A 19941-nucleotide genomic window follows, 5' to 3' on the forward strand; every position below is an offset into this window, starting at 1 on the left:
AAGTAGAAAATAGGATAAAACCCCACAAGCTCTCCTATTAGGTGATGGTTGAAAGTGACGGCATTATACAATCTGAAAGTGAAGAACTTCAGAAGATAATAAAAAGAATTGATAGAAATTATGGTTATTACAGTAAGGATAATTGTGAAGGTGATAATCGTTGCGATATTTGCATTTGTTGAAATTGCAATATTTGCAAATGCTACAGTGCCTTGGTTGGAAGGCAGAGAGGCTAATAAGCCAAAGATAAGGGTAGAAAAATAATAGGACTAAAAAGAATGTATAAAAGCAAATAAAGAACGAAGATTCGATGCACAAGAGAAGATTTATGGACTTGTAATTTGCAATAATAGAGTCATCCTAAGAAAGACAAAACGATAGTCTTTCAAGGATGGCTTTTATTATAAGACAAGGCAAAGCAGCCGATAATAGAAATTTAGAATCGTTTAAAAATCTATCAAAGAGGTGTTAGCACGATGCAGCACCTCTTTTTTTACATCAGATTTTCATCATTTGCACACATACCGTGCAAAAGCAGAAGAATACATCTGGAAGAAAATAAGATAAGATATGACTATGATATCAATTAAGGACTAGAAAAGAGGTGGAACAATGGACCATTCAGAAGAATGTATGGAAATGATTGCAAATGCTGGAGAGGCAAAAACACTTGCTTTAAATGCACTTTCACTTGCAGGACAGGGAGCGTTTGAAGAAGCAGAAAAAGTATTGCAGGATTCAGAGGACGCATTAAATAAGGCACATGCAGCACATACAAAGCTTCTTTTTTGTGAAGCGCAGGAGGAAGACTTAAAAGTAACTTTGCTTATGATGCATGCAGGCGACCATTTAAACAGTGCGGACACAATCAAAGTATTAGTGGAAGAGCTTATACGGGTATATAAGCAGACAAAGAAAGGAGAGAAATAGAATGTTAAAAATTGCATTAGTATGTCAGCATGGTGCGAGCACAGGAATATGTGTGGAGAAGATGAAGCAGGCTGCAGCAAAAGATAATATTGAATGTACAATTGCAGCTTATCCGGATTCGGAAATGGGTACCTTAGTACAGCTTGCAGATTGTATTTTACTTGGACCGCAGATTGGATTTAAGAAAAATACGTTTATTGAAAAATATCCGGAGGCAGCAGAACGGATCATGGTTATTCCGGCAATGGATTTTGGAATGATGAATGGGGAGAAAATTTTGAAAGATGCACTTAATCTGATTGAAGGGGGAAAATCAAATGGATAAACTGATTAATGTATTAGAGAAGAAATTGATGCCAATAGCAAATAAGATTTCATCTATTAAATTTTTGAATGCATTGGGAAAATCTTTTCAGTTATTATTACCGATTATTATCATTGGATCATTTGCCTGCCTGGGAGCGTATATAGATATACCGGCATGGACATCATTTATTGAAGCAACAGGTCTGGTCAATATTTTTAACACATTATTTTTCGTAACAATGAAGTTGATAGGATTTTATCTGCTTTTAGTACTTCCATATCAGTATGGAAAAGAACTGGAAATTAACCGGATTTCAGCAGTTATTATATCAGTAATGGTATTTCTGATTCTGACACCAACAGAGCTGTTCGCATCTATTCCGGCAGAGTGGCTGGGACATGCAGGTTTGTTTGGTGTATTGCTGGTAAGCATATTTGTCTGCCGTCTTATGTGGTTATGCAAAGAAAAGAACATCTACATCCACATGCCGGAAGGTATGCCTAAAATAGTAGAAGATTCATTTGCTTCACTTGTTCCAGGATTCCTTGCAGCAGTGATTGCAGTTATTATCGCAGTATTATTACAGCAGACAAGTTTTGGTAATTTCCACCAGCTTGTTTATACAATTATTCAGACACCGCTTATGGGACTTGGATTATCATTACCGGCATATTTGCTGATGCAGATTTTTACAACTGTATTTATGTTTTGTGGAATCCATGGTTCAACCGTGACTTCTCTTTTTACACCACTGACAATGGCAGCAAGTTCTGAAAATCTTGCCGCACTTGCTGCAGGACAGGAACTGCCACAGATTTTTGCAAATACCTTTGGTATTGTAGCACAGATTGGTGGAATTGGATGTACATTAGGCTTTACATTTATGTTAGCATTCCGTGCAAAGAGCAAACGTTTAAGATCAGTAGGAAAAATTGGTCTTATTCCATCCATTTTTGGAATTACAGAACCGGTACTTTTTGGCGTCCCGATTATGCTTAATCCATTTTTGTTTATCCCATACATAATCAGCCCGATTGTATGTACATTACTGAGTTATTTTGCATATGCATCCGGCATAGTGCCAAAATTAACCGGAACAGAAGTTAACTGGACTGTACCACCTGTAATTTCCGGATTTTTATCCCAGGGATGGCAGACAGCAGTACTGCAGGTAGTATTGATTATTATTACAGCACTTATCTGGTATCCATTTTTCAAAATGATTGACAAGAAAACATGCAGAGAAGAGCAGATGCAGATTGAGGAATAAGATATGGGACAGGGATTGAGTGAAACATTTTTATGGGGAGGTGCAACAGCGGCAAATCAATGTGAAGGAGCCTATCGGGAAGGCGGAAAAGGGCTCTCAACAGCAGATGTTGTTCTTGCAGGACAACGTGGAGTGCCGCGAAAACGAACAGATGGTGTCGTAGAGGGATATTATTATCCCTCTCATACGGCAATTGATTTTTACCATCATTATAAAGAAGATATTGCATTATTTGCAGAAATGGGATTCCGCTGTTACAGGATGTCAATTGCATGGAGCAGAATTTTCCCGAATGGAGATGAAGAACAGCCGAATGAAGAAGGACTTCAATTCTATGACCGTGTGTTTGATGAACTTCTCAAATACCATATTACTCCGGTGGTTACAATCTCACACTATGAGATACCTTATCATCTGGTAAAAGAATACCGTTCTTGGAGCAGCCGTAGAATGGTTGATTTTTATTGCAGATATTGTGAGGTATTATTTAAACGATACAAAGGAAAAGTAAAATACTGGATGACATTTAATGAAATTAATGTCAATATGCTTCATCCAGAGCATGCACTGGGCATAGAAATTAAGCCGGATGAAAATCCGTATCAGGTGATTTACCAGGCTTCCCATCATGAGTTTGTTGCAAGTGCAAAAGCAGTTCAGATTGGACATTCTATTGATCCGGACAATAAGATAGGAATGATGATGCTTTATCCTACCTTTTATGCAGAAACATGTAATCCTGAAGACCAGCTGGTAAGAATGGAAGAAATGAATAAACATTATGCATTTAGCGATGTAATGGTGCGGGGAGAATATTCTTCTAATATGAAGCTGTATTTAAAACGTCACGATGTTTCCATCAAGATGGAACCTGGGGATGAAGGGGTGCTGAAAGCCGGAACGGTTGATTATATTGGATTCAGTTATTATAACAGCAATGTAGCAACGAGCCGGAAAGATATTCAGCTTATCGATGGAAATATGATAAATTCTGTAAAAAATAAGTATCTTACAGAAAGCAGATGGGGCTGGTCGATAGATCCAATGGGATTGCGAATTGCATTAAATGAATTGTATGGACGTTACCATATTCCGCTTTTTGTTGCAGAGAATGGATTCGGTGCAATTGACGTCCCGGAAGAAACCATTCAGGATGATTATCGGATCGCATATTTAAAAGAACATGTTCAGGCACTGAAGGATGCAATACTGATTGATGGAGTAGATTGCTTCGGATATACAGTATGGGGCTGCATAGATTTAGTAAGTGTCGGTACAGGAGAAATGAGTAAACGGTATGGCATGATTTATGTAGACCGTGATGACAAGGGAAATGGCAGTCTTGTACGATCCCGGAAGAAGTCATTTTACTGGTATCAGAATCTGATTAAGACAAACGGAAAAATTTTATAATAAACCTCTTTAAAGTACCCCGGAGAAATTCCTATATGAATCTCTCCGGGGTATCTTAGTATATGTGGCAGCAGGACAATGTATACAGTATATTTAAAGAATTCAGGATAAATAAGATAACAGAAGATCAATAAATTCCTGACAGGAAGATGCTGTAATCAGTGTCTGCAAATAATGATTGTTGGCTATAATCTGGGTGACAAATGCAAAAATATCATTAAATAACATCTGGTCGGAAGGATGGATTGCCAGCATAAAAATAATGTTTACATTATTGGAACCCCAGCGTATAGGGGTCGGATGAATGGATACCGCAATTGCGGAGCTTTCTGCACAACGCTCCAGTGGATGTGGAATGGCGATATTTCCATAGGAGCTGGGAGAGATGCTTTCCCGTTCCAAAATAAGTTGTTTAAATTCGGAAGATACCATACCTTTTTCTTCTAGCTGCCCGGCAAGAAAGTCAATGGCTTCATTTTCGGAATGAAAAGGTTCCTGACAGAAAAACAAGTCATCCCGGAAAAGATAGCGAAGCTTTTGCTCTACAATAATTTTCATATGTAATGATTTTATCCGGTTGATATTATCAATGATGTTAGAAATATCTTTTGTCTGGAGCTGCTCCGAAATATAAATGACTGGTACAGCCGGAAGCGGATAAAGTGGAATAGTAGAAATAACCGCATCATAATCCCGATAAAAGCCGAGTTCATCAGTAGAAGAAACAATTCCTGTGATAATAGCATCCTGTTCCAGTAATAGCTTGATTTTATCAGCCAGATTAAGCTGATACAGACCATTCTGCGGATGAACCAGAAGAACAGAAATCTTATTGGAATAAGCTTTTTGCTCTTCGATAAGGACACCAATATGAAGTACGATATATGCGATTTCGTCTTCGTTTAGTTCCACCTGATATTGCTGGTTGATTACATTGGCAATGGATACAGCAATTTCATAAATAAAAGGATAAGAACTTTTAATTGTTGCAATCTGCGGATTGCGCAGGCTGATATTATTGCGGATACGAATCAGCAAATTCCTTAAATGCAATTTAAAGCGCAGCGAAAATTTCTCACTGTTAAGATTGATGGAAAAAAGATGCCGTACTTTATTCTGGATAAGCTCAAACAAAGTATTAACTTCATCCGTAATCATATCTTCAAAATTCTGGGCACAGGAGGTGATAATCTCTCGTGGATAGGTCTGTGACATCAGAAGTGCAGACAATTCCTGCTGATCTCCTGCAGAGAGTGTAACAGAGAAATACTTCCGGACTTCTTCCACAAGACTGTGTATGGTATTCTGAATATCCTCCGGAAAAGTCATTTCACTGTTTTCTACATTCAACTGATTTTCGTAAGAGGAACGCTGCATGGAAATGGCAACATGGATGATAAAGTTAAATAGTAAAAAATCGTCCATAAAAAGATTATTAGTTACCATGTCGGTTGTAATAAGCTTTTTTAAAATTTTAAGATCATATGCCGGGAAATAAGGCTGGATGGAACTTAAGGTACAGTTAAATGATTTGGTTTCATGGTAAATCATGGAAGAAATCAGACGCTTTTTATTACGCTCATTTCCAATTACGAAGGCGATATTATTCTTGGTTTTTAAAACCAGATCATATTCCGAAAGTTCTGATTTTAAATCCGAAAGTTCATTTTGCAATGTCAAAGGCGAAATGTATAAATCATCCGCAAACTGGTCCAGATCATATGGAGTATCTTCCGCAACCAGTTTTTTTATAATATAAGAAATCCGTTCTTCTTTCGTCTGGGGAAGTATGGACTGCAGACCACTGGTTAGTTCATTTGCGGCGGGGTAATCTTTAAGAAGAAAACCTTTCTTAGAAGAAAGAATCATATCAGGCTTTTCTTCGTTCAGTTCATGAATATAAGATTTAATGCTGCGTACAGAATAGCCAAGTGCAGAAGAAATTTCTGCTGCTGTTTTCCATGTTGAGTTTTTTTGAAGATAATCCAGAACATCAAGTTTCTTGTTCGTCATAACAAACCCTCCATTTTTCGACATAATTATACTTATATTATTTTATTATATTAAAAAAATAATTTTTCACAATATGAGAAATTGCACCAGACTGGTGCAAATATGAAAGTGGGAAAACGTGGTGTTACAGAATATAATAATACTAGAAATAATCTGTAATATAGAAAAAACTGTACAGATGTAGTAAAAGGAGGAAAAAATGAAAGAATTTTATTATACGGTGAAAGACCCGATTGGAATGCATGCAAGACCGGCAACGCAGCTGGTAAATACAGTGAAAGGTCTTGCGAGTGTTGTTACAGTTGAAAAACAGGGTAAAAAAGCAGATGCAAGGAAACTTCTGGCACTTATGAGCCTTGCAGTAGCACATGGTGATGAAGTACATATTGTCATTGAAGGTGAAGATGAGAATATTGCAGAAGAAAAAGTAAAATCCTTTTTTGAAGAGAATCTGTAAAAGAAAATGATATTCATTCATTACATCAAAAATGCCCAGACCTTATGGTCTGGGCATTTTTGTGTGACAGGAATTTTCTATCACACAAAATGTTTTATGAGGATGTTAGATGATATCCTGTTCCTGGAAAACGTTTGCTCCGATAAAATATGCATTATTTACTGCTTCTGCGACAGTTGCAACACGTTCACAATCTCCGACATAATAAGTATCCGGTACAATGCCATAAAGAGAGGATACCTGTTTTGCATCTGGCCGGAAGCCCAGTGAAAGAAGAACTTTATCACCACTGATATGCGTAGATGCTCCATTTGTTAAAACATTTACGCCATCTGCATCAATGGATTGACAGGCAGAATTGAGATAAGTATGGAGATTGTCATATCTGGCAAAATGTTCTGAAAGAGCCAGACGGTATAAATCATTGCTGGCAGATGCCAGGCAGTCAGCCATTTCAATGATAGAAACATCTTTGCCCTTTTCTGCAAGATCTAATGCGGTTTCACATCCGACACTGCCGCCACCAATGATAATGTAGTGCTGCAGGGAAGTATCAGGGGACTGGAGAAATTCAGAAATCTGTATACAATTGTCACCATCAACGCCTGGAAGCGGAATTCTGGAAGGAGTTGCTCCTACTGCAATGACAAGAGCATCAGGCTTTAGGTCACGGACTACATCAGTGTCTGCCAGAACTCCGGTATGAACAGTTACAGAAGATTTCCGAAGCTGGGTCAGCAGATAATCACGAAAACGACGTAAATCTGCTTTGTGCTCCCCATGGCAGGCAATATTAAGCTTACCGGTTAATACAGGTTCTTTTTCTAAAAGGGTGACCTGATGTCCACGGCGGGATGCAGTAAGGGCACAGGTAATGCCGGCTGGACCACCTCCTACAATTACAAGATGTTTTGGGTGTCCGGTAACCGGAAGTATCAAAGGAACACGTTTTTCCCTGTTGAAGCGAGGATTTACAGAGCATTGTACATTTTTATGGTCTGTGGAAACATGATAACACTGCAGGCAGCGTATACAAGGTACGATATCTTCGCTGTGTCCCATCTGGGCTTTTACCGGCCAGAATGGATCTGCCAGTGTGGAACGGCCAAGCATGATTAAGTCAGCACTGCCTTCTTCCAAAAGACTTTCTGCTTCTTCCGGAGTCATAATCGAGCCGACAACGGATAGAAGGCAGGAGGTATTTGCCCGGATTTTGCGTAATGCTTCCAGGTTTGTAATATGTGGTTCAAAAATAGTAGCAGCATGATGAATATTTGCCTCGCGGATCATATCTAATCCACGGGAACAGTTGACAATATCAATATATGGTTCTGCATGCTGGATAAATGTGATTACATCATCGAGAGGCAGGCGTTTATCGGATGAAATACATTCTTCTGTTGAAATACGCATCTCGATGGGAAAATCCTTACCAACAGCATTTCGGACTGCTTCTATGACCATCATCGGAAAGCGGATACGATTCTCGATACTGCCGCCGTATTCATCCGTACGGGAATTAAAAAAAGGAGAAAGAAACTGATGAATCAGCCAGCCGTGACCAAAATGAAGCAGTATTAAATCAAATCCATATTGCTTTGCTTCTCTGGCAGCATATGCAAAACGGTTTGAAATGTCCTGCATTTTGGCTTCATCCATAGGGATGATAGGTTCTCCTTTGTCAGTAAATCCGGCACTTGGACCATAGACTTTGCCATCCGCTTCGTGTCCATAGATTCCCTGGTGACACAATTCTACACCAGCTTTGGCGCCTTTCTGCCGGATAACAGAAAGATGTTCTTTGACCATTTCGCGTTTGTATTTTGACAGACCGTATTCTTTATCTGAAGCTGGATTTTCGAGGGACAATGGAATATTTAATCCCCGGTAGAGCAAAGCAGCGCCGCCAATAGAGCGGTCAAACATGCTGAAACCGCCATATTCCAAAGCGGATGGCTTGATGGATGGCTGTCCTTCTCCCGGACCGGTCATTGGTGCACAGGCAATACGATTTTTTAAAATCAGGGAACGTACCTGTAGTGGTTTAAATAAGAGTTCATATTTCATTATTAAGAATCCTCCTTTAAGGAATATTTTTGTATAGTTACAAGGTAATTGTAAAGCAAAAAAGACAAATTATAAGTTGTTGTTTTTGCACAGCATAAGTGCAAAACTGTGTTGAGGGATAGAGGCGAAAGTGGAACCTTAATACATTTGCTGGCGGAATATGATGGAATATAATGTAGATAATGCTGATGCTAAGATAACATTTATTGATGTTGTCCTTGGATTTATGCAAATGAAAAATGCGGATGTATATGTGACCGGAAGCAATTCCAAAATGCTATCTTACGATATACTGACCCAGTTCAGGGACAGGGGTGATGAGATACGGGTGTATCCTCTTCCCTTTGCAGAATTCTATAATGAATATAAAGGAGATAAACGTGGCAGGATTATTATACTTATGGTGGTATGCCGCTTGCCACTACACTTTAACTTAAGAGAGAAATTATTTGAACCATATGGAAAGAGAAAAATGGGAGAGGATGATAGTGAATGGAAATAAAAAGTATTTTGATCAAAGATACTACCAGAGAAGAGCGGCTCCGTGGATGCATTTTATGAGCCATATATCAACGGCGAAAAGGAACTGCTGGAAATCCATGAGGAATACCGGAGCAATTCCGGTACCGTTAGGTAGGTGGTAATATGAGACCACCGGAGATAGAGACCTCTACAGAAGAGGAAAGAAGACAGTATGTCAAAAATACTTTTTCATGTATTGCAGATTGCGACATGTGCGGACTTTGTACGGTATTTCGTGGAAAAGATCCGGAGCTTGCCTCATGCAGCCTATAAGAAAATTCCAATCGCTGCATTACAGAAACTTGAGACACCAATGAATCTTATTTGCGTGACTCCAGTTAAGTCGGAGGTTTTGTGCTCTGAATTTAAGGAAGATATATATTGGAAAAATAGAAGGAACCTGCAAAAACAGATTCCTTAAATCAGCACTTGATTTAATTGTTGCATAATAACCCCTTCCTGCTTGATAACAAAATTATACGAAAATTTTGCTATATGGTCAATGGACATCTCCATAATAGTAGCTAAATAAATAGCTAAATAAATATAAAAACTACCGGTAGCAGATTACAGATGTTTAACATATTCCTTTGGAGTAAGCGTGCATAGATGAAGCGGAATATGAAAAGCAGAATCATAAATCAAAAAGGAAAGTATCTTTTCTAAAAACAAGGAATGTTATACAATATATCTGTTAAGATAAAAATATGCGGAGGATGTCCAATGTATACAACATACAAAGAGTACTTAAAACAGGAGACGTCACTGCCCTTTGAAGAAGCCATGCAGATCTGGAACCAGATTGCAGAGCGGGGGGAAGCGGATGCAGCCTGCAGGGAACTCATAGACCGTTTTTTGAAATGTGCAGTAGACTATGTGCGAATCAGAAACGGCTGGAACCAGAAATCTCTGGCAGAGAAAGGACAGGCAGATGCGGAGCGCACCCGCTGTCATAATCTTGTGATCAGTGCGAAAAACAAACTGTCCGTCTATATGTATGAGCATAAGCTGGGCAATGACTGGGATGATTGGTTAGGGGAAGAGCGAAAACGAATCGGAGACTTCGCATGTTATGTGGTACTGCTTCAGGGACTGGAAGCAAGATAGTATAGAAAACAAAAGAAATCGAGGAACTTATCACATGGCAAAAGTGATTATGATACAGGGAACAATGTCGAATGCCGGAAAAAGCCTGATTACAGCAGGCTTATGCCGTATCTTTTATCAGGATGGATACCGCGTGGCGCCTTTTAAGTCGCAGAATATGGCATTGAATTCCTATATTACAACAGAAGGGCTTGAAATGGGACGGGCACAGGTTATGCAGGCAGAGGCAGCTAGAATCGAGCCGCAGGTCTGCATGAACCCGATTCTTTTAAAGCCAACCAATGATATTGGCTCCCAGGTGATTGTCAACGGTACGGTCATTGGCAATATGCCGGCGCGGGAATATTTTAACTATAAGAAAAAGCTTATCCCGGATATATTAAAGGCATTTCACAAACTGGAAGAGCAGGCGGATATTATTGTAATAGAAGGAGCCGGAAGTCCGGCAGAAATTAATCTCAAGGAAAATGACATTGTAAATATGGGCATGGCGGAGATGGTAAATGCACCGGTTCTTCTGGCAGGAGATATTGACCGGGGCGGTGTGTTTGCACAGCTTTTAGGAACACTGATGCTTTTAGAAGAGCAGGAAAAATCCCGTGTAAAAGGTTTAATCATCAACAAATTCCGCGGAGACGTATCCATATTGGAACCGGGCATTCAGATGTTAGAGGAAAAAGGCGGCATTCCGGTCTGCGGAGTGGTGCCTTATATGAAGATACAGCTTGAGGATGAAGACAGCCTGACCGGAAAATTCAAGCATCGGAAAGAGGCATTGATAGACCTGGCAGTTATCCGTTATCCGAGAATATCTAATTTTACGGATTTTGATGTTTTCGAGCATATGGAGGGAGTATCGGTGCGCTATGTGACTTCGGTGCAGGAAATCCATCATCCGGATGCCATTATTCTGCCGGGCAGTAAGAATACAATGGGTGACCTAAAATGGATGCGCGAAAATGGCATGGAAGCTATGATAAAGAAACTCTCCGCAGACACTCCGGTCATTGGAATCTGCGGCGGTTACCAGATGTTAGGAGAATGCCTCGAAGACCCTTATTCGGTAGAGGAAGGCGGCAGCTTACGGGGTATGGAACTATTGCCGCTTAAGACGGTGATGAGCCGGGAAAAGGTACGCCGTCAGGTAACGGGAACCATAGACTCTCTCACCGGCACGTTAGTCGCCCTTTCCGGTAAAGAATACAAAGGCTACGAGATTCATATGGGACATACCAGAAAAAACCAGGAGCCAGGACAGACCCGGGAGCCAGAGCAGATACCGGCACAGTCTCAAGCTCATGCGCATGCACAGGAGAAATCCAGTACACAGGATGCAGTCGTTGTGCAGAAGGAAAATGTCTACGGAACGTATGTCCATGGTATTTTTGATGAAGGAGATATCGCATCCACTTTTATCCGGGCATTAGCGGAGAAAAAGGGAGTGCATTATGAAGATAATCAGGGCATGAATTATCAGCAGTATAAGGAGAGCCAGTACGATTTGCTGGCGGATACACTGCGGAAATATCTTGATATGGAAGCGGTTTATGGAATGCTGCAGGAGGCAGAATATGACAAAAGCAGAATTGGATAGCATAAAGATTTTGCCTTTGGAGGATAGTTGGTATCGCAGGGTAAAAGAGAAGCTGGATGGAATCGCCAAACCATTGGATGGGCTTGGAAAGTTTGAACATCTGATTGCACAGATTGGAGCCATAGAGAAGACGACCAAAATATCCATTCAGAAAAAAGCAGTTCTTGTTATGTGTGCAGACAATGGCGTGGTGGAAGAGCAGGTCAGCCAGAGTGGAAAAGAAGTAACGCTTGCAGTGGCAAAAGCCATGGGAGTAAATAATTCTTCTGTAGGAAAGATGGCAGCAGTGGCAGGCGTGGATGTAATTCCGGTGGACATTGGAATTGATACAGATGAAGTGATTCCCGGAGTATTGCCACGAAAAGTTGCAAAGGGAACGAAAAACTTTGCCAAGGAACCTGCAATGACCGAAGAAGAAGTTTTAAAGGCAATAGAAACCGGAATACAACTGGTGCAGCAATGCCACAGAGAAGGGTATGAGATACTTGCCACAGGAGAGATGGGAATCGGAAATACAACCACAAGTACAGCCGTTGCAGCAGCACTTTTAGACTTAGAGGTAGAGCAGGTGACCGGCAAGGGCGCCGGATTAACGGATGAAGCATTAAAAAGAAAATGCAGGGTAATTGAAGAAGCAATAGAAAAATATTCCCTTCGTGATGCGGATGCATTTACCATATTAAAGACGGTAGGAGGACTGGACATAGCCGGATTGACAGGTGTATTTATCGGAGCAGCAATCGAGCAGATACCGGTTGTCATCGATGGCGTCATCAGTGCCGTTGCAGCACTTTTGGCAGAGACTCTTTGCAAGGGTGCCGTAAATTATATGATACCATCCCATAAGAGCCGGGAACTGGCAGAGACAGCGATTATGAAAAAGCTGCATTTAGATCCGGTACTGGATGCGGATATGGCACTGGGTGAGGGAACCGGTGCAGTGATGATGATGTCCCTGCTGGATGTGGCACTGGGCGTGTATTTGCAGGGAGCATCCTTTGCAAATTTTGAGATAGAACAGTACAAGAGGTATGAAGAATGATTACATTGGTAATCGGCGGAAGCGGTAGCGGAAAATCCGCATATGCAGAACAAATGGCAGTGAAAGCCGCAGGCAACGGCAGCCTTTATTATGTAGCCACCATGCAGGTGTGTGATGAAGAAGGAAAGAAAAAAGTAGAGCGTCACCAGAAAATGCGGGCAGGAAAAGGCTTTCTTACGATAGAGCAGCCGAGAAGACTTAAAGAGGCAGCAAAGAAAGTGGCAACCGAAAAAGTGTCAGCAGGAAAAGTTGCAGCAGAAAGAGTGCCAGCCGGGAAAATAGTTTTGCTGGAATGTATGTCGAACCTCGTTGCCAACGAAATGTTTTCGGAAGAGAATCTGTCTGCTGTGATGGATGATGCGAAAATAAAGCAGCTTTCCCATGAAATTATAAGTGGAGTAACAGCATTGCAGGATTCCTGTGATATACTGATTATTGTCACGAATCAGATATTTGAAGACGGAATCCGTTATGACGCATCCACAATGGCTTATATCCGGTTGTTAGGAGATATAAACCGGCAGATTGCAGAGCGGGCAGAGCAGGTTATTGAAGTAGTAGCAGGGATTCCGATTTTAATAAAAAAGGATGGAATTTAAGAAAGAAGAGGAATACATGAAAATTATAAAAGGATTCGTCATTGCATTTTCCATATATTCAAAAATACCGGTGCCACAGTTTGACTGGAAGGAAGAAGATATGCAGTATCACCTCTGCTTCTTCCCATTGATTGGTCTTATCATTGGTGCATTGGAAGCCGGCTGGTTCTTTCTTGGAAATGCAGTTGGGATAAGCCATCTTTGCAAAACGCTGATAGCGGTGGCAATTCCACTGCTTGTTACCGGTGGCTTTCATATGGATGGATTTATGGATACCATGGATGCATTTCATTCTTATCAGGATAAGGAGAAGAAGCTGGCAATTTTAAAGGACCCGCATATTGGAGCATTTTCCGTATTGATGCTGGTTTTATATTATCTTATTTATGGAGCAGCATATGCGGAGCTTACGGAATTGTCTGCAATTCTTGTAGTGGGAATTGGCTTTGCGTTATCACGAAGCTTAAGCGGAATTGGTGTGGTAAGCCTGAAGGCGGCAAAAAAAGACGGTATGCTTGCTTATTTTGCAGACAGTGCCCAGAAAAAAAGAGTGCTGGCAGTCCTCATCATAGAGGCAGTTGTCTACAGTGGATGTATGATTTATGTAAACCTGTGGGCAGGGCTTGCAGCAGTAGTTGTGGCATTGCTCTGTTATGGTTATTATAGCTGGAAAAGCCGGAAGGAATTTGGCGGAATCAATGGTGATACCGCAGGATATTTTGTGTCATTATGCGAAAATGCCATGGCAGTTGCAGTGGTAGTTGTTTTTCACTTTACAGGAAATTGCTTTCCTGTAAAGTAAAAAACGCTCCGCGAGTATGCGCACTGCGGCGTATAAGGTAGATGCCGCAAGCGACCGCCGCAGGCACGAGAATGTGCCAAGGCACATTCTTTGTTTTATAGCAGGCTGGAAAGGAAAAATCATGGAATTATTTTTGGGCGGATGTTACCAGGGAAAAAAGAAATATGTGTTAAAGCTTCACCCGGAATGTAAAGGTCAGGTGATAGAGGGCGAAAACCTTCCTGCAGACTGGGATGGAATGATAAAAGAACTGCAGGAATTTGAGAATCCGGTCATCAACCATTTACACCTGTGGATTCGGAAATGTCTTGAGCAGCAGACAGATGTGGAACTGTTGGCTGATAAACTGCTGGAAACATATCCGGGACTTATTTTCATCTGTGATGAGATTGGAAACGGAATTGTACCGATGGATGCTCTGGAACGGGATTACAGGGAGCGGACCGGAAGACTACAGATACGGATTGCAGAGAAGGCAGAAAGGGTAGAACGTATTGTATGTGGAATCAGCCAGAGATTAAAATAAATTTATTGCTTATCCGTCATGGAAAGACCCCGTCAAATCGGGAACACCGGTATTTGGGTGTAACAGAAGAAGCTTTATCCGGGGAAGGCAGAAAGCAGTTGGAGATTCTTGCAGAAAAAGACATTTTAAAAAAACCATGGCTGCTTTTCATCAGTCCGATGCTGCGCTGTCAGGAGAGTGCTGGTATACTTTTTCCGGGAAAGAAAGCTTATCCGATAGAAGAATGGCGGGAGATGAATTTTGGTGCATATGAGGGAAAGAATTACGAAGATTTGAAAAATGATTCCTATTATCAGAAATGGATTGACAGCAATGGCACACTGCCTTTTCCGGAAGGCGAGAGCCAGCAGGAATATATAAAACGTTGCCAAAGGGGACTTCATGCCGCAACAAAAATCATAGAGGAAAAAATCACCGGAGAAATCGCAGATGCTGCAATGCCGTTATCGAAGAGTCGAATAACAGAACTCCGGGAGCCTGAAAAACTGATAGCAGAAAATCAAATGACAGAAAATCAAATAGCAGAAAATCAAATAGCAGAAAATCAGATGACAGAAAGTCAGCCCCGGAATATAACTGCGGTTGTACACGGCGGCACAATTATGGCACTGCTTCACATCCTTGCAGGCGGAAATTATTTTGATTATCAGGTGAAAAATGGAGGCGGCTACTGCTGTAAGCTCAGACTTTGCGGGGAAGAATGGAAATTAGATTCCCTTGAGGAGATTACAATATGATTTATCACATGATTGCGTTCGGACTGGGATTTTGCCTGGACCTTCTTTTGGGAGATCCATACTGGCTGCCACATCCCATCCGGGTGATTGGAAATTTTATAGGGATATTGGAAAAAAGAATGAATAAAAAGGAGTGCAGTGAGAAATACCTTGTAAGAGCAGGCATTGGAATGGTTGCGCTTGTTTTGCTGACAGTTCTTATGGTGACCGCACTTCTTCTGATTCTTGCGTACCGGATTCATCCGGTGGCAGGTGTTATCTTGGAAATGATTATGACCTATCAGATTCTTGCTGCAAAATGCCTGAAAGTAGAAAGCATGAAGGTATATAATTGTTTAAAGGAGAATGACCTTATAGCGGCAAGACATGCTGTTTCCATGATTGTAGGCAGAGATACCGAGCGGCTGGATGAAACCGGAGTGGCAAAGGCTGCCATTGAAACGGTGGCGGAAAATACTTCGGATGGAGTCATTGCACCGATGCTATATACCGCACTTGGCGGACCGGTTCTGGGCTTTTTTTATAAGGCAGTCAATACGATGGATTCCATGGTAGGATATAAGAATGAACGTTATCTTCATTTTGGCAGAGCTGCCGCAAAATTCGATGATATCTGTAATTATATCCCATCCCGTATCAGTGCATACCTGATGATTGCAGGGACGTATTTCCTTGGAAAGGAATATGACGGGAAGCATGCATATTACATTTATAAAAGGGACCGGTATCATCATGCCAGCCCGAACTCTGCCCAGACAGAGGCAGTTTGTGCAGGAGCACTGTCCATACAGCTTGCAGGAGATGCCTGGTATTTTGGCAAACTGGTGAAAAAGCCGTTTATCGGAGATGCATTGCGTCCGGTGGAATACGAGGACATCAGAAGAGCAAACCGGCTTTTGTATGCGACTGCATTTTTATGTGAAGGCATTTGCCTTTTGGTGATGGGATTGTTATTCTTTATATGATTGAAAGGATGAAAATTCAGGAAAGGAACAGGAATATGGTACATGGAGGAGACATCTACCGTAATTGCATATCGTTAGATTATTCTGTAAATATCAATCCGCTGGGGATGCCGGCATCCGTAGAGGAAGCCCTTCGGGAAGCGGTGCCTTTATGCAGCCGGTATCCGGATATCAGGCAGGAGAAGCTGAAGGCAGCCATTGCTGAGATGGATAAGGTATCGGCAGATGAGATATTGTGCGGAAATGGAGCTTCTGAACTTTTTCCTGCAATTCTTCATGCATTAAAACCAAAGAAAATACTGATTCCGGTTCCTTCTTTTTATGGTTATGAGTGGGCTGCCGGAACGGAAGCGTGTGAAGTAAGTTATTTTCCATTGCGGGAACAGGATAATTTTGTGCTGGGAGAGGACTTTATTGAGGCATTAGATAAAGAAACGGAGCTTATATACCTTGCTAATCCCAATAATCCCACCGGACAGTTAATTCCACCGGAGATTTTAAAAGGGATTTTAAAGCGGTGTCAGGAGCTTGATATAATAGTGGTGGTAGATGAATGCTTTCTGCCGTTTTGTGAAGAAGCAGGGTTTTATGAAGAAATGGAAGCAGGCATGAAATGTGGGAATCTGATTCAGGTGAGAGCATTTACCAAGACCTTTGCCATACCGGGAGTCCGGCTGGGTTATCTTATCTGCCGGAACAGGGAAGTCTGTCAGAAGATTGCAAGGCAGCTTCCGGAATGGAACTTATCGGTATTTGCTCAGATGGCAGGATGCGCTGCAGCAAAAGAAACGGAATTTATCGGGGAAAGCAGAAAACTCATTAAAGAGCAGCGGAGTATTCTGACAAAAGAGCTGATATCCTTAGGCTTCCGGCTGTATCCTTCCCGGGCAGATTATATTTTATTTTACACAGAGCTGCCATTATATGAGTTACTTTTAAAGAAACAGATTTTGATTCGAAATTGTGAAAATTACAGAGGTCTGTCCAAAGGATATTACCGGATTGCAGTAAGAGGGCAGGCAGAGAATGAGCGGCTGATAAGCGCATTAAGAGAGGTGACAGAGAAATGAATCCCATCGAATTTGTATTGCCGGGAGAGATTGAAAAACGCAGCTTTGAGATTATTTCAGAGGAATTAGAAAAGCGTCAGATTGTATTGCCTAAAGAGCAGGAGCCTGTTACCAAGCGTGTGATACATACCAGCGCAGATTTTGATTATGCAGAGACAATGTGTTATTCTGACCATGCAGTAGAAATTGCAAAGGAACTGATTCTTAAGGGCGCCGATATTGTAACGGATACCAACATGGCACTTGCCGGAATCAATAAGAAAATACTGGCATCATTTGGCGGAGAAGCCCATTGCTTTATGGCGGATTTGGATGTAGCACAGCTTGCCAGAGAGCGGCAGGTAACAAGAGCCACCATCAGCATGGAGAAAGCCGCAGCCATTGAAAAACCGGTTATTTTTGCGGTGGGAAATGCACCGACGGCGTTAATCGAGCTTCATAAAATGATAACGGAGGGACGCTACCAGCCGGCATTTATTATCGGAGTTCCGGTAGGCTTCGTAAATGTGGTACCGGCAAAAGAATTGATTATGGAAACAGAAGTACCTTATATCATTAACCGGGGCAGAAAGGGCGGGAGCAATGTTGCCGCAGCTATCTGCAATGCAATTTTGTATCAATTAAGACGATGGTAAAATCAGGGGGAAGAAAGATGCAATACGGGTTTACCTCCGGAAGCTGTGCCGCAGCCGCAGCAAAGGCAGCAGTCTATATGCTGCTGAGTGGAAGAAGAAAAACAGAGATTACCATTGAGACACCAAAGGGAATTCCCTACCATGCAAAGGTGGAGCATATCAAAATTCAGGAAACAGAAGTTTCCTGCGCGGTACAAAAGGACGGCGGGGATGACCCGGATGTGACAACAGGGGCATGGATTTATGCAACGGTGAGCATTTGTGAAGAAAATAACAATCAGATAGAAATAGATGGCGGCATCGGTGTTGGCAGGGTTACGCGGCCGGGATTAGACCAGCCGGTAGGAAATGCCGCAATTAATACGGTACCACGGCAGATGATTGCAAAAGAAGTATCAGAGGTCTGCCATCTGTTTGATTTTCAGGGCGGAATCAAAGTCGTAATTTCAGTGCCGGAAGGAGAACATCTTGCGGCGCAGACTTTTAATCCGAGACTTGGAATAAAGGGCGGAATCTCGATACTTGGAACCAGCGGGATTGTGGAGCCTATGAGTGATAAGGCATTGCTGGATACCATAGCAGTGGAATTGAAACAGAAGCGGGCAGAAGGTCATTCTATTGTTGCCATATCACCGGGCAACTACGGATTGGAATTTATGAAACGGACCTATGGTTATGATTTGGAGCGCAGTGTAAAATGCAGCAACTTTATCGGACAGACCATTGACATGGTAAAAGAACTTGGATTTTCCAAAATGCTCTTAACCGGTCATATCGGAAAGCTGATAAAAGTATCCGGCGGCATTATGAACACCCATTCCAAAGAGGCAGACTGCCGGATGGAGCTTCTGGCGGCGGCGGCAATCCGGGCGGGTGCAGAAGTGACACTGCTTCGGGAAATATTAGACTGCATTGGTACAGAGGATGCGGTAGACCGGATTAAAAAAGCCGGATTTTTAGAACCTGCCATGGAATATGTCATGGAAAAAATTAAAGACCATCTTAAGCATCGTGCCGGAGATGGACTTGAAATAGAATGTATGGTTTATAGTAATGATATCGGACTTTTAGGTGTAACGCCGGGAGCAGAGGCATTATTAAAAGAACTGTTGGAGGAAAAGGAATGATTCATTTTGTTGGAGCAGGGTGCGGAGCACCGGATTTGATTACCGTAAGAGGAGTGCATCTTTTGGAGAAAGCGGATGTGATTATCTATGCCGGTTCACTGGTAAATCCCAAGCTTTTAGACTATGCCAAAGCAGACTGTCAGGTATATAACAGTGCAGTGATGACATTGGAAGAAGTCCTTGCAGTTATGGTGGAGGCAGAGCAGGAAGGAAAAGATGTGGTGCGGCTGCATACCGGAGAACCAAGCATATATGGAGCGGTGCAGGAGCAGATGCAGGAGCTGGATGCAAGAAAGCTAGCCTATGATTCTACGCCGGGAGTAAGTGCCTGCTTTGGAGCAGCGGCAGCCATGAATCTGGAGTATACCCTGCCGGATATTTCCCAGTCCCTTATCATTACCAGAATGGAGGGACGGACGGCGGTTCCGGAGAAAGAAAGCATTGAGGCATTTGCTGCCCATCAGTGTTCCATGGCAATCTATTTAAGCACCGGAATGTTGGAGAAGTTATCTGAGCGACTGATAAAGGGTGGCTATTCAAAGGATACCACTGCGGCACTGGCTTATAAGGTAAGCTGGCCGGAGGAAGAAATATATATCTGCACGGTAGAAACATTGGCACAGACAGCGGCAGAACATGGAATTACCAAAACGGCACTGGTTCTCGTTGGAGATGTTATTAACAAGAGCGGATACAGCAAATCCAGACTGTATGCAGAAGATTTCTCCACAGAATTCCGGGCAGCAAAAAAATCATAA

The 19941-nt window shown here is 41.9% G+C and carries 20 protein-coding genes and 1 pseudogene; 19 read left to right on the top strand and 2 right to left on the bottom strand.

Features of this window, described 5'->3' with window-relative positions; all coding sequences use genetic code 11:
• Positions 1-108: 108 nt before the first annotated feature.
• From LKD41_RS05025 to LKD41_RS05045, 5 genes are all read left to right on the top strand, one after another.
• Entirely contained in the window at positions 109-264 is a 156-nt protein-coding gene (locus tag LKD41_RS05025; RefSeq protein ID WP_227700588.1) for a hypothetical protein, read from the top strand.
• A 348-nt stretch (positions 265-612) separates the two neighbouring features.
• A complete protein-coding gene (locus LKD41_RS05030) occupies positions 613-930 on the top strand; it encodes a PTS lactose/cellobiose transporter subunit IIA (RefSeq protein ID WP_227700589.1) in 318 nt (105 codons plus the stop codon).
• A 1-nt stretch (position 931) separates the two neighbouring features.
• Complete coding sequence (locus LKD41_RS05035) at positions 932-1255, top strand: PTS sugar transporter subunit IIB (protein WP_227700590.1); 324 nt, start codon at positions 932-934, stop codon at positions 1253-1255.
• Positions 1248-2507, top strand: coding sequence for a PTS sugar transporter subunit IIC (locus LKD41_RS05040; protein ID WP_227700591.1), 1260 nt, complete (start codon positions 1248-1250; stop codon positions 2505-2507). The genes LKD41_RS05035 and LKD41_RS05040 overlap by 8 nt, the downstream gene beginning before the upstream one ends.
• A gap of 3 nt (positions 2508-2510) precedes the next feature.
• Entirely contained in the window at positions 2511-3920 is a 1410-nt protein-coding gene (locus LKD41_RS05045; protein WP_227700592.1) for a 6-phospho-beta-glucosidase, read from the top strand.
• Positions 3921-4022: 102 nt separating this feature from the next.
• Here LKD41_RS05045 and LKD41_RS05050 read toward each other — a convergent pair whose 3' ends face one another.
• Positions 4023-5933, bottom strand: a complete 1911-nt coding sequence (locus tag LKD41_RS05050) for a BglG family transcription antiterminator (RefSeq protein ID WP_227700593.1) — start codon at positions 5931-5933, stop codon at positions 4023-4025.
• 199 nt (positions 5934-6132) lie between these two features.
• Here LKD41_RS05050 and LKD41_RS05055 point away from each other — a divergent pair, with 199 nt between their 5' ends.
• Positions 6133-6390 carry an HPr family phosphocarrier protein gene (locus LKD41_RS05055; RefSeq protein WP_227700594.1) on the top strand — a complete coding sequence of 86 codons (258 nt, stop codon included), beginning with the start codon at positions 6133-6135 and terminating at the stop codon, positions 6388-6390.
• Between the two features lie 105 nt (positions 6391-6495).
• Here the strand turns inward: LKD41_RS05055 and LKD41_RS05060 are convergent, their stop codons facing one another.
• On the bottom strand, positions 6496-8457 hold the full coding sequence (locus LKD41_RS05060) for an FAD-dependent oxidoreductase (RefSeq protein ID WP_227700595.1): 1962 nt from the start codon (positions 8455-8457) through the stop codon (positions 6496-6498).
• Positions 8458-8689: 232 nt separating this feature from the next.
• Here LKD41_RS05060 and LKD41_RS15935 point away from each other — a divergent pair.
• The 13 genes and pseudogenes from LKD41_RS15935 to cobM form a co-directional block, all read left to right on the top strand.
• A pseudogene (locus tag LKD41_RS15935) lies at positions 8690-8871 on the top strand (AAA family ATPase); the annotation flags it as partial.
• An 831-nt stretch (positions 8872-9702) separates the two neighbouring features.
• On the top strand, positions 9703-10086 hold the full coding sequence (locus LKD41_RS05070) for a hypothetical protein (RefSeq protein ID WP_227700596.1): 384 nt from the start codon (positions 9703-9705) through the stop codon (positions 10084-10086).
• Positions 10087-10120: 34 nt separating this feature from the next.
• On the top strand, positions 10121-11680 hold the full coding sequence (locus LKD41_RS05075) for a cobyric acid synthase (RefSeq protein ID WP_227700597.1): 1560 nt from the start codon (positions 10121-10123) through the stop codon (positions 11678-11680).
• A complete protein-coding gene (cobT, locus tag LKD41_RS05080) occupies positions 11658-12722 on the top strand; it encodes a nicotinate-nucleotide--dimethylbenzimidazole phosphoribosyltransferase (RefSeq protein WP_227700598.1) in 1065 nt (354 codons plus the stop codon). Before LKD41_RS05075 ends, cobT begins: the two co-directional genes overlap by 23 nt.
• Positions 12719-13321 (top strand): bifunctional adenosylcobinamide kinase/adenosylcobinamide-phosphate guanylyltransferase, encoded by a 603-nt coding sequence (locus LKD41_RS05085; RefSeq protein ID WP_227700599.1) that lies wholly within the window; start codon positions 12719-12721, stop codon positions 13319-13321. Before cobT ends, LKD41_RS05085 begins: the two co-directional genes overlap by 4 nt.
• Positions 13322-13337: 16 nt before the next feature.
• Positions 13338-14123, top strand: a complete 786-nt coding sequence (locus LKD41_RS05090; protein WP_227700600.1) for an adenosylcobinamide-GDP ribazoletransferase — start codon at positions 13338-13340, stop codon at positions 14121-14123.
• Positions 14124-14244: 121 nt separating this feature from the next.
• Positions 14245-14649, top strand: coding sequence for a bifunctional adenosylcobinamide kinase/adenosylcobinamide-phosphate guanylyltransferase (locus tag LKD41_RS05095; RefSeq protein ID WP_227700601.1), 405 nt, complete (start codon positions 14245-14247; stop codon positions 14647-14649).
• A complete protein-coding gene (locus LKD41_RS05100; RefSeq protein ID WP_227700602.1) occupies positions 14622-15386 on the top strand; it encodes a histidine phosphatase family protein in 765 nt (254 codons plus the stop codon). Before LKD41_RS05095 ends, LKD41_RS05100 begins: the two co-directional genes overlap by 28 nt.
• Positions 15383-16351 (top strand): adenosylcobinamide-phosphate synthase CbiB, encoded by a 969-nt coding sequence (gene cbiB, locus LKD41_RS05105; RefSeq protein WP_227700603.1) that lies wholly within the window; start codon positions 15383-15385, stop codon positions 16349-16351. The genes LKD41_RS05100 and cbiB overlap by 4 nt, the downstream gene beginning before the upstream one ends.
• 35 nt (positions 16352-16386) lie before the next feature.
• Complete coding sequence (locus LKD41_RS05110; protein ID WP_227700604.1) at positions 16387-17421, top strand: pyridoxal phosphate-dependent aminotransferase; 1035 nt, start codon at positions 16387-16389, stop codon at positions 17419-17421.
• Positions 17418-18056: a precorrin-8X methylmutase gene (locus tag LKD41_RS05115; protein ID WP_227700605.1), complete on the top strand. Its 639-nt coding sequence runs from the start codon at positions 17418-17420 to the stop codon at positions 18054-18056. Before LKD41_RS05110 ends, LKD41_RS05115 begins: the two co-directional genes overlap by 4 nt.
• A 17-nt stretch (positions 18057-18073) precedes the next feature.
• A complete protein-coding gene (gene cbiD / locus LKD41_RS05120; protein WP_227700606.1) occupies positions 18074-19183 on the top strand; it encodes a cobalt-precorrin-5B (C(1))-methyltransferase CbiD in 1110 nt (369 codons plus the stop codon).
• A complete protein-coding gene (gene cobM, locus LKD41_RS05125) occupies positions 19180-19941 on the top strand; it encodes a precorrin-4 C(11)-methyltransferase (RefSeq protein WP_227700607.1) in 762 nt (253 codons plus the stop codon). Before cbiD ends, cobM begins: the two co-directional genes overlap by 4 nt.

The organism is Roseburia sp. CLA-AA-H209 (assembly GCF_020687575.1).
Classification (GTDB): domain Bacteria; phylum Bacillota; class Clostridia; order Lachnospirales; family Lachnospiraceae; genus Roseburia_C; species Roseburia_C amylophila.

What these genes read in the sequence shown, in the direction of transcription:
- cobT (WP_227700598.1), top strand. Translation starts at nt 11,658, where the DNA reads ATGACAAAAGCAGAATTGGATAGCATAAAGATTTTGCCTTTGGAGGAT.
- cobM (WP_227700607.1), top strand. Translation starts at nt 19,180, where the DNA reads ATGATTCATTTTGTTGGAGCAGGGTGCGGAGCACCGGATTTGATTACC.
- LKD41_RS05090 (WP_227700600.1), top strand. Translation starts at nt 13,338, where the DNA reads ATGAAAATTATAAAAGGATTCGTCATTGCATTTTCCATATATTCAAAA.
- cbiD (WP_227700606.1), top strand. Translation starts at nt 18,074, where the DNA reads ATGCAATACGGGTTTACCTCCGGAAGCTGTGCCGCAGCCGCAGCAAAG.
- LKD41_RS05040 (WP_227700591.1), top strand. Translation starts at nt 1,248, where the DNA reads ATGGATAAACTGATTAATGTATTAGAGAAGAAATTGATGCCAATAGCA.
- LKD41_RS05060 (WP_227700595.1), bottom strand. Translation starts at nt 8,457, where the DNA reads ATGAAATATGAACTCTTATTTAAACCACTACAGGTACGTTCCCTGATT.
- LKD41_RS05050 (WP_227700593.1), bottom strand. Translation starts at nt 5,933, where the DNA reads ATGACGAACAAGAAACTTGATGTTCTGGATTATCTTCAAAAAAACTCA.
- LKD41_RS05070 (WP_227700596.1), top strand. Translation starts at nt 9,703, where the DNA reads ATGTATACAACATACAAAGAGTACTTAAAACAGGAGACGTCACTGCCC.
- LKD41_RS05030 (WP_227700589.1), top strand. Translation starts at nt 613, where the DNA reads ATGGACCATTCAGAAGAATGTATGGAAATGATTGCAAATGCTGGAGAG.
- LKD41_RS05045 (WP_227700592.1), top strand. Translation starts at nt 2,511, where the DNA reads ATGGGACAGGGATTGAGTGAAACATTTTTATGGGGAGGTGCAACAGCG.
- LKD41_RS05110 (WP_227700604.1), top strand. Translation starts at nt 16,387, where the DNA reads ATGGTACATGGAGGAGACATCTACCGTAATTGCATATCGTTAGATTAT.
- LKD41_RS05085 (WP_227700599.1), top strand. Translation starts at nt 12,719, where the DNA reads ATGATTACATTGGTAATCGGCGGAAGCGGTAGCGGAAAATCCGCATAT.
- LKD41_RS05035 (WP_227700590.1), top strand. Translation starts at nt 932, where the DNA reads ATGTTAAAAATTGCATTAGTATGTCAGCATGGTGCGAGCACAGGAATA.
- LKD41_RS05100 (WP_227700602.1), top strand. Translation starts at nt 14,622, where the DNA reads ATGTGGAATCAGCCAGAGATTAAAATAAATTTATTGCTTATCCGTCAT.
- LKD41_RS05095 (WP_227700601.1), top strand. Translation starts at nt 14,245, where the DNA reads ATGGAATTATTTTTGGGCGGATGTTACCAGGGAAAAAAGAAATATGTG.
- LKD41_RS05055 (WP_227700594.1), top strand. Translation starts at nt 6,133, where the DNA reads ATGAAAGAATTTTATTATACGGTGAAAGACCCGATTGGAATGCATGCA.
- LKD41_RS05075 (WP_227700597.1), top strand. Translation starts at nt 10,121, where the DNA reads ATGGCAAAAGTGATTATGATACAGGGAACAATGTCGAATGCCGGAAAA.
- cbiB (WP_227700603.1), top strand. Translation starts at nt 15,383, where the DNA reads ATGATTTATCACATGATTGCGTTCGGACTGGGATTTTGCCTGGACCTT.
- LKD41_RS05115 (WP_227700605.1), top strand. Translation starts at nt 17,418, where the DNA reads ATGAATCCCATCGAATTTGTATTGCCGGGAGAGATTGAAAAACGCAGC.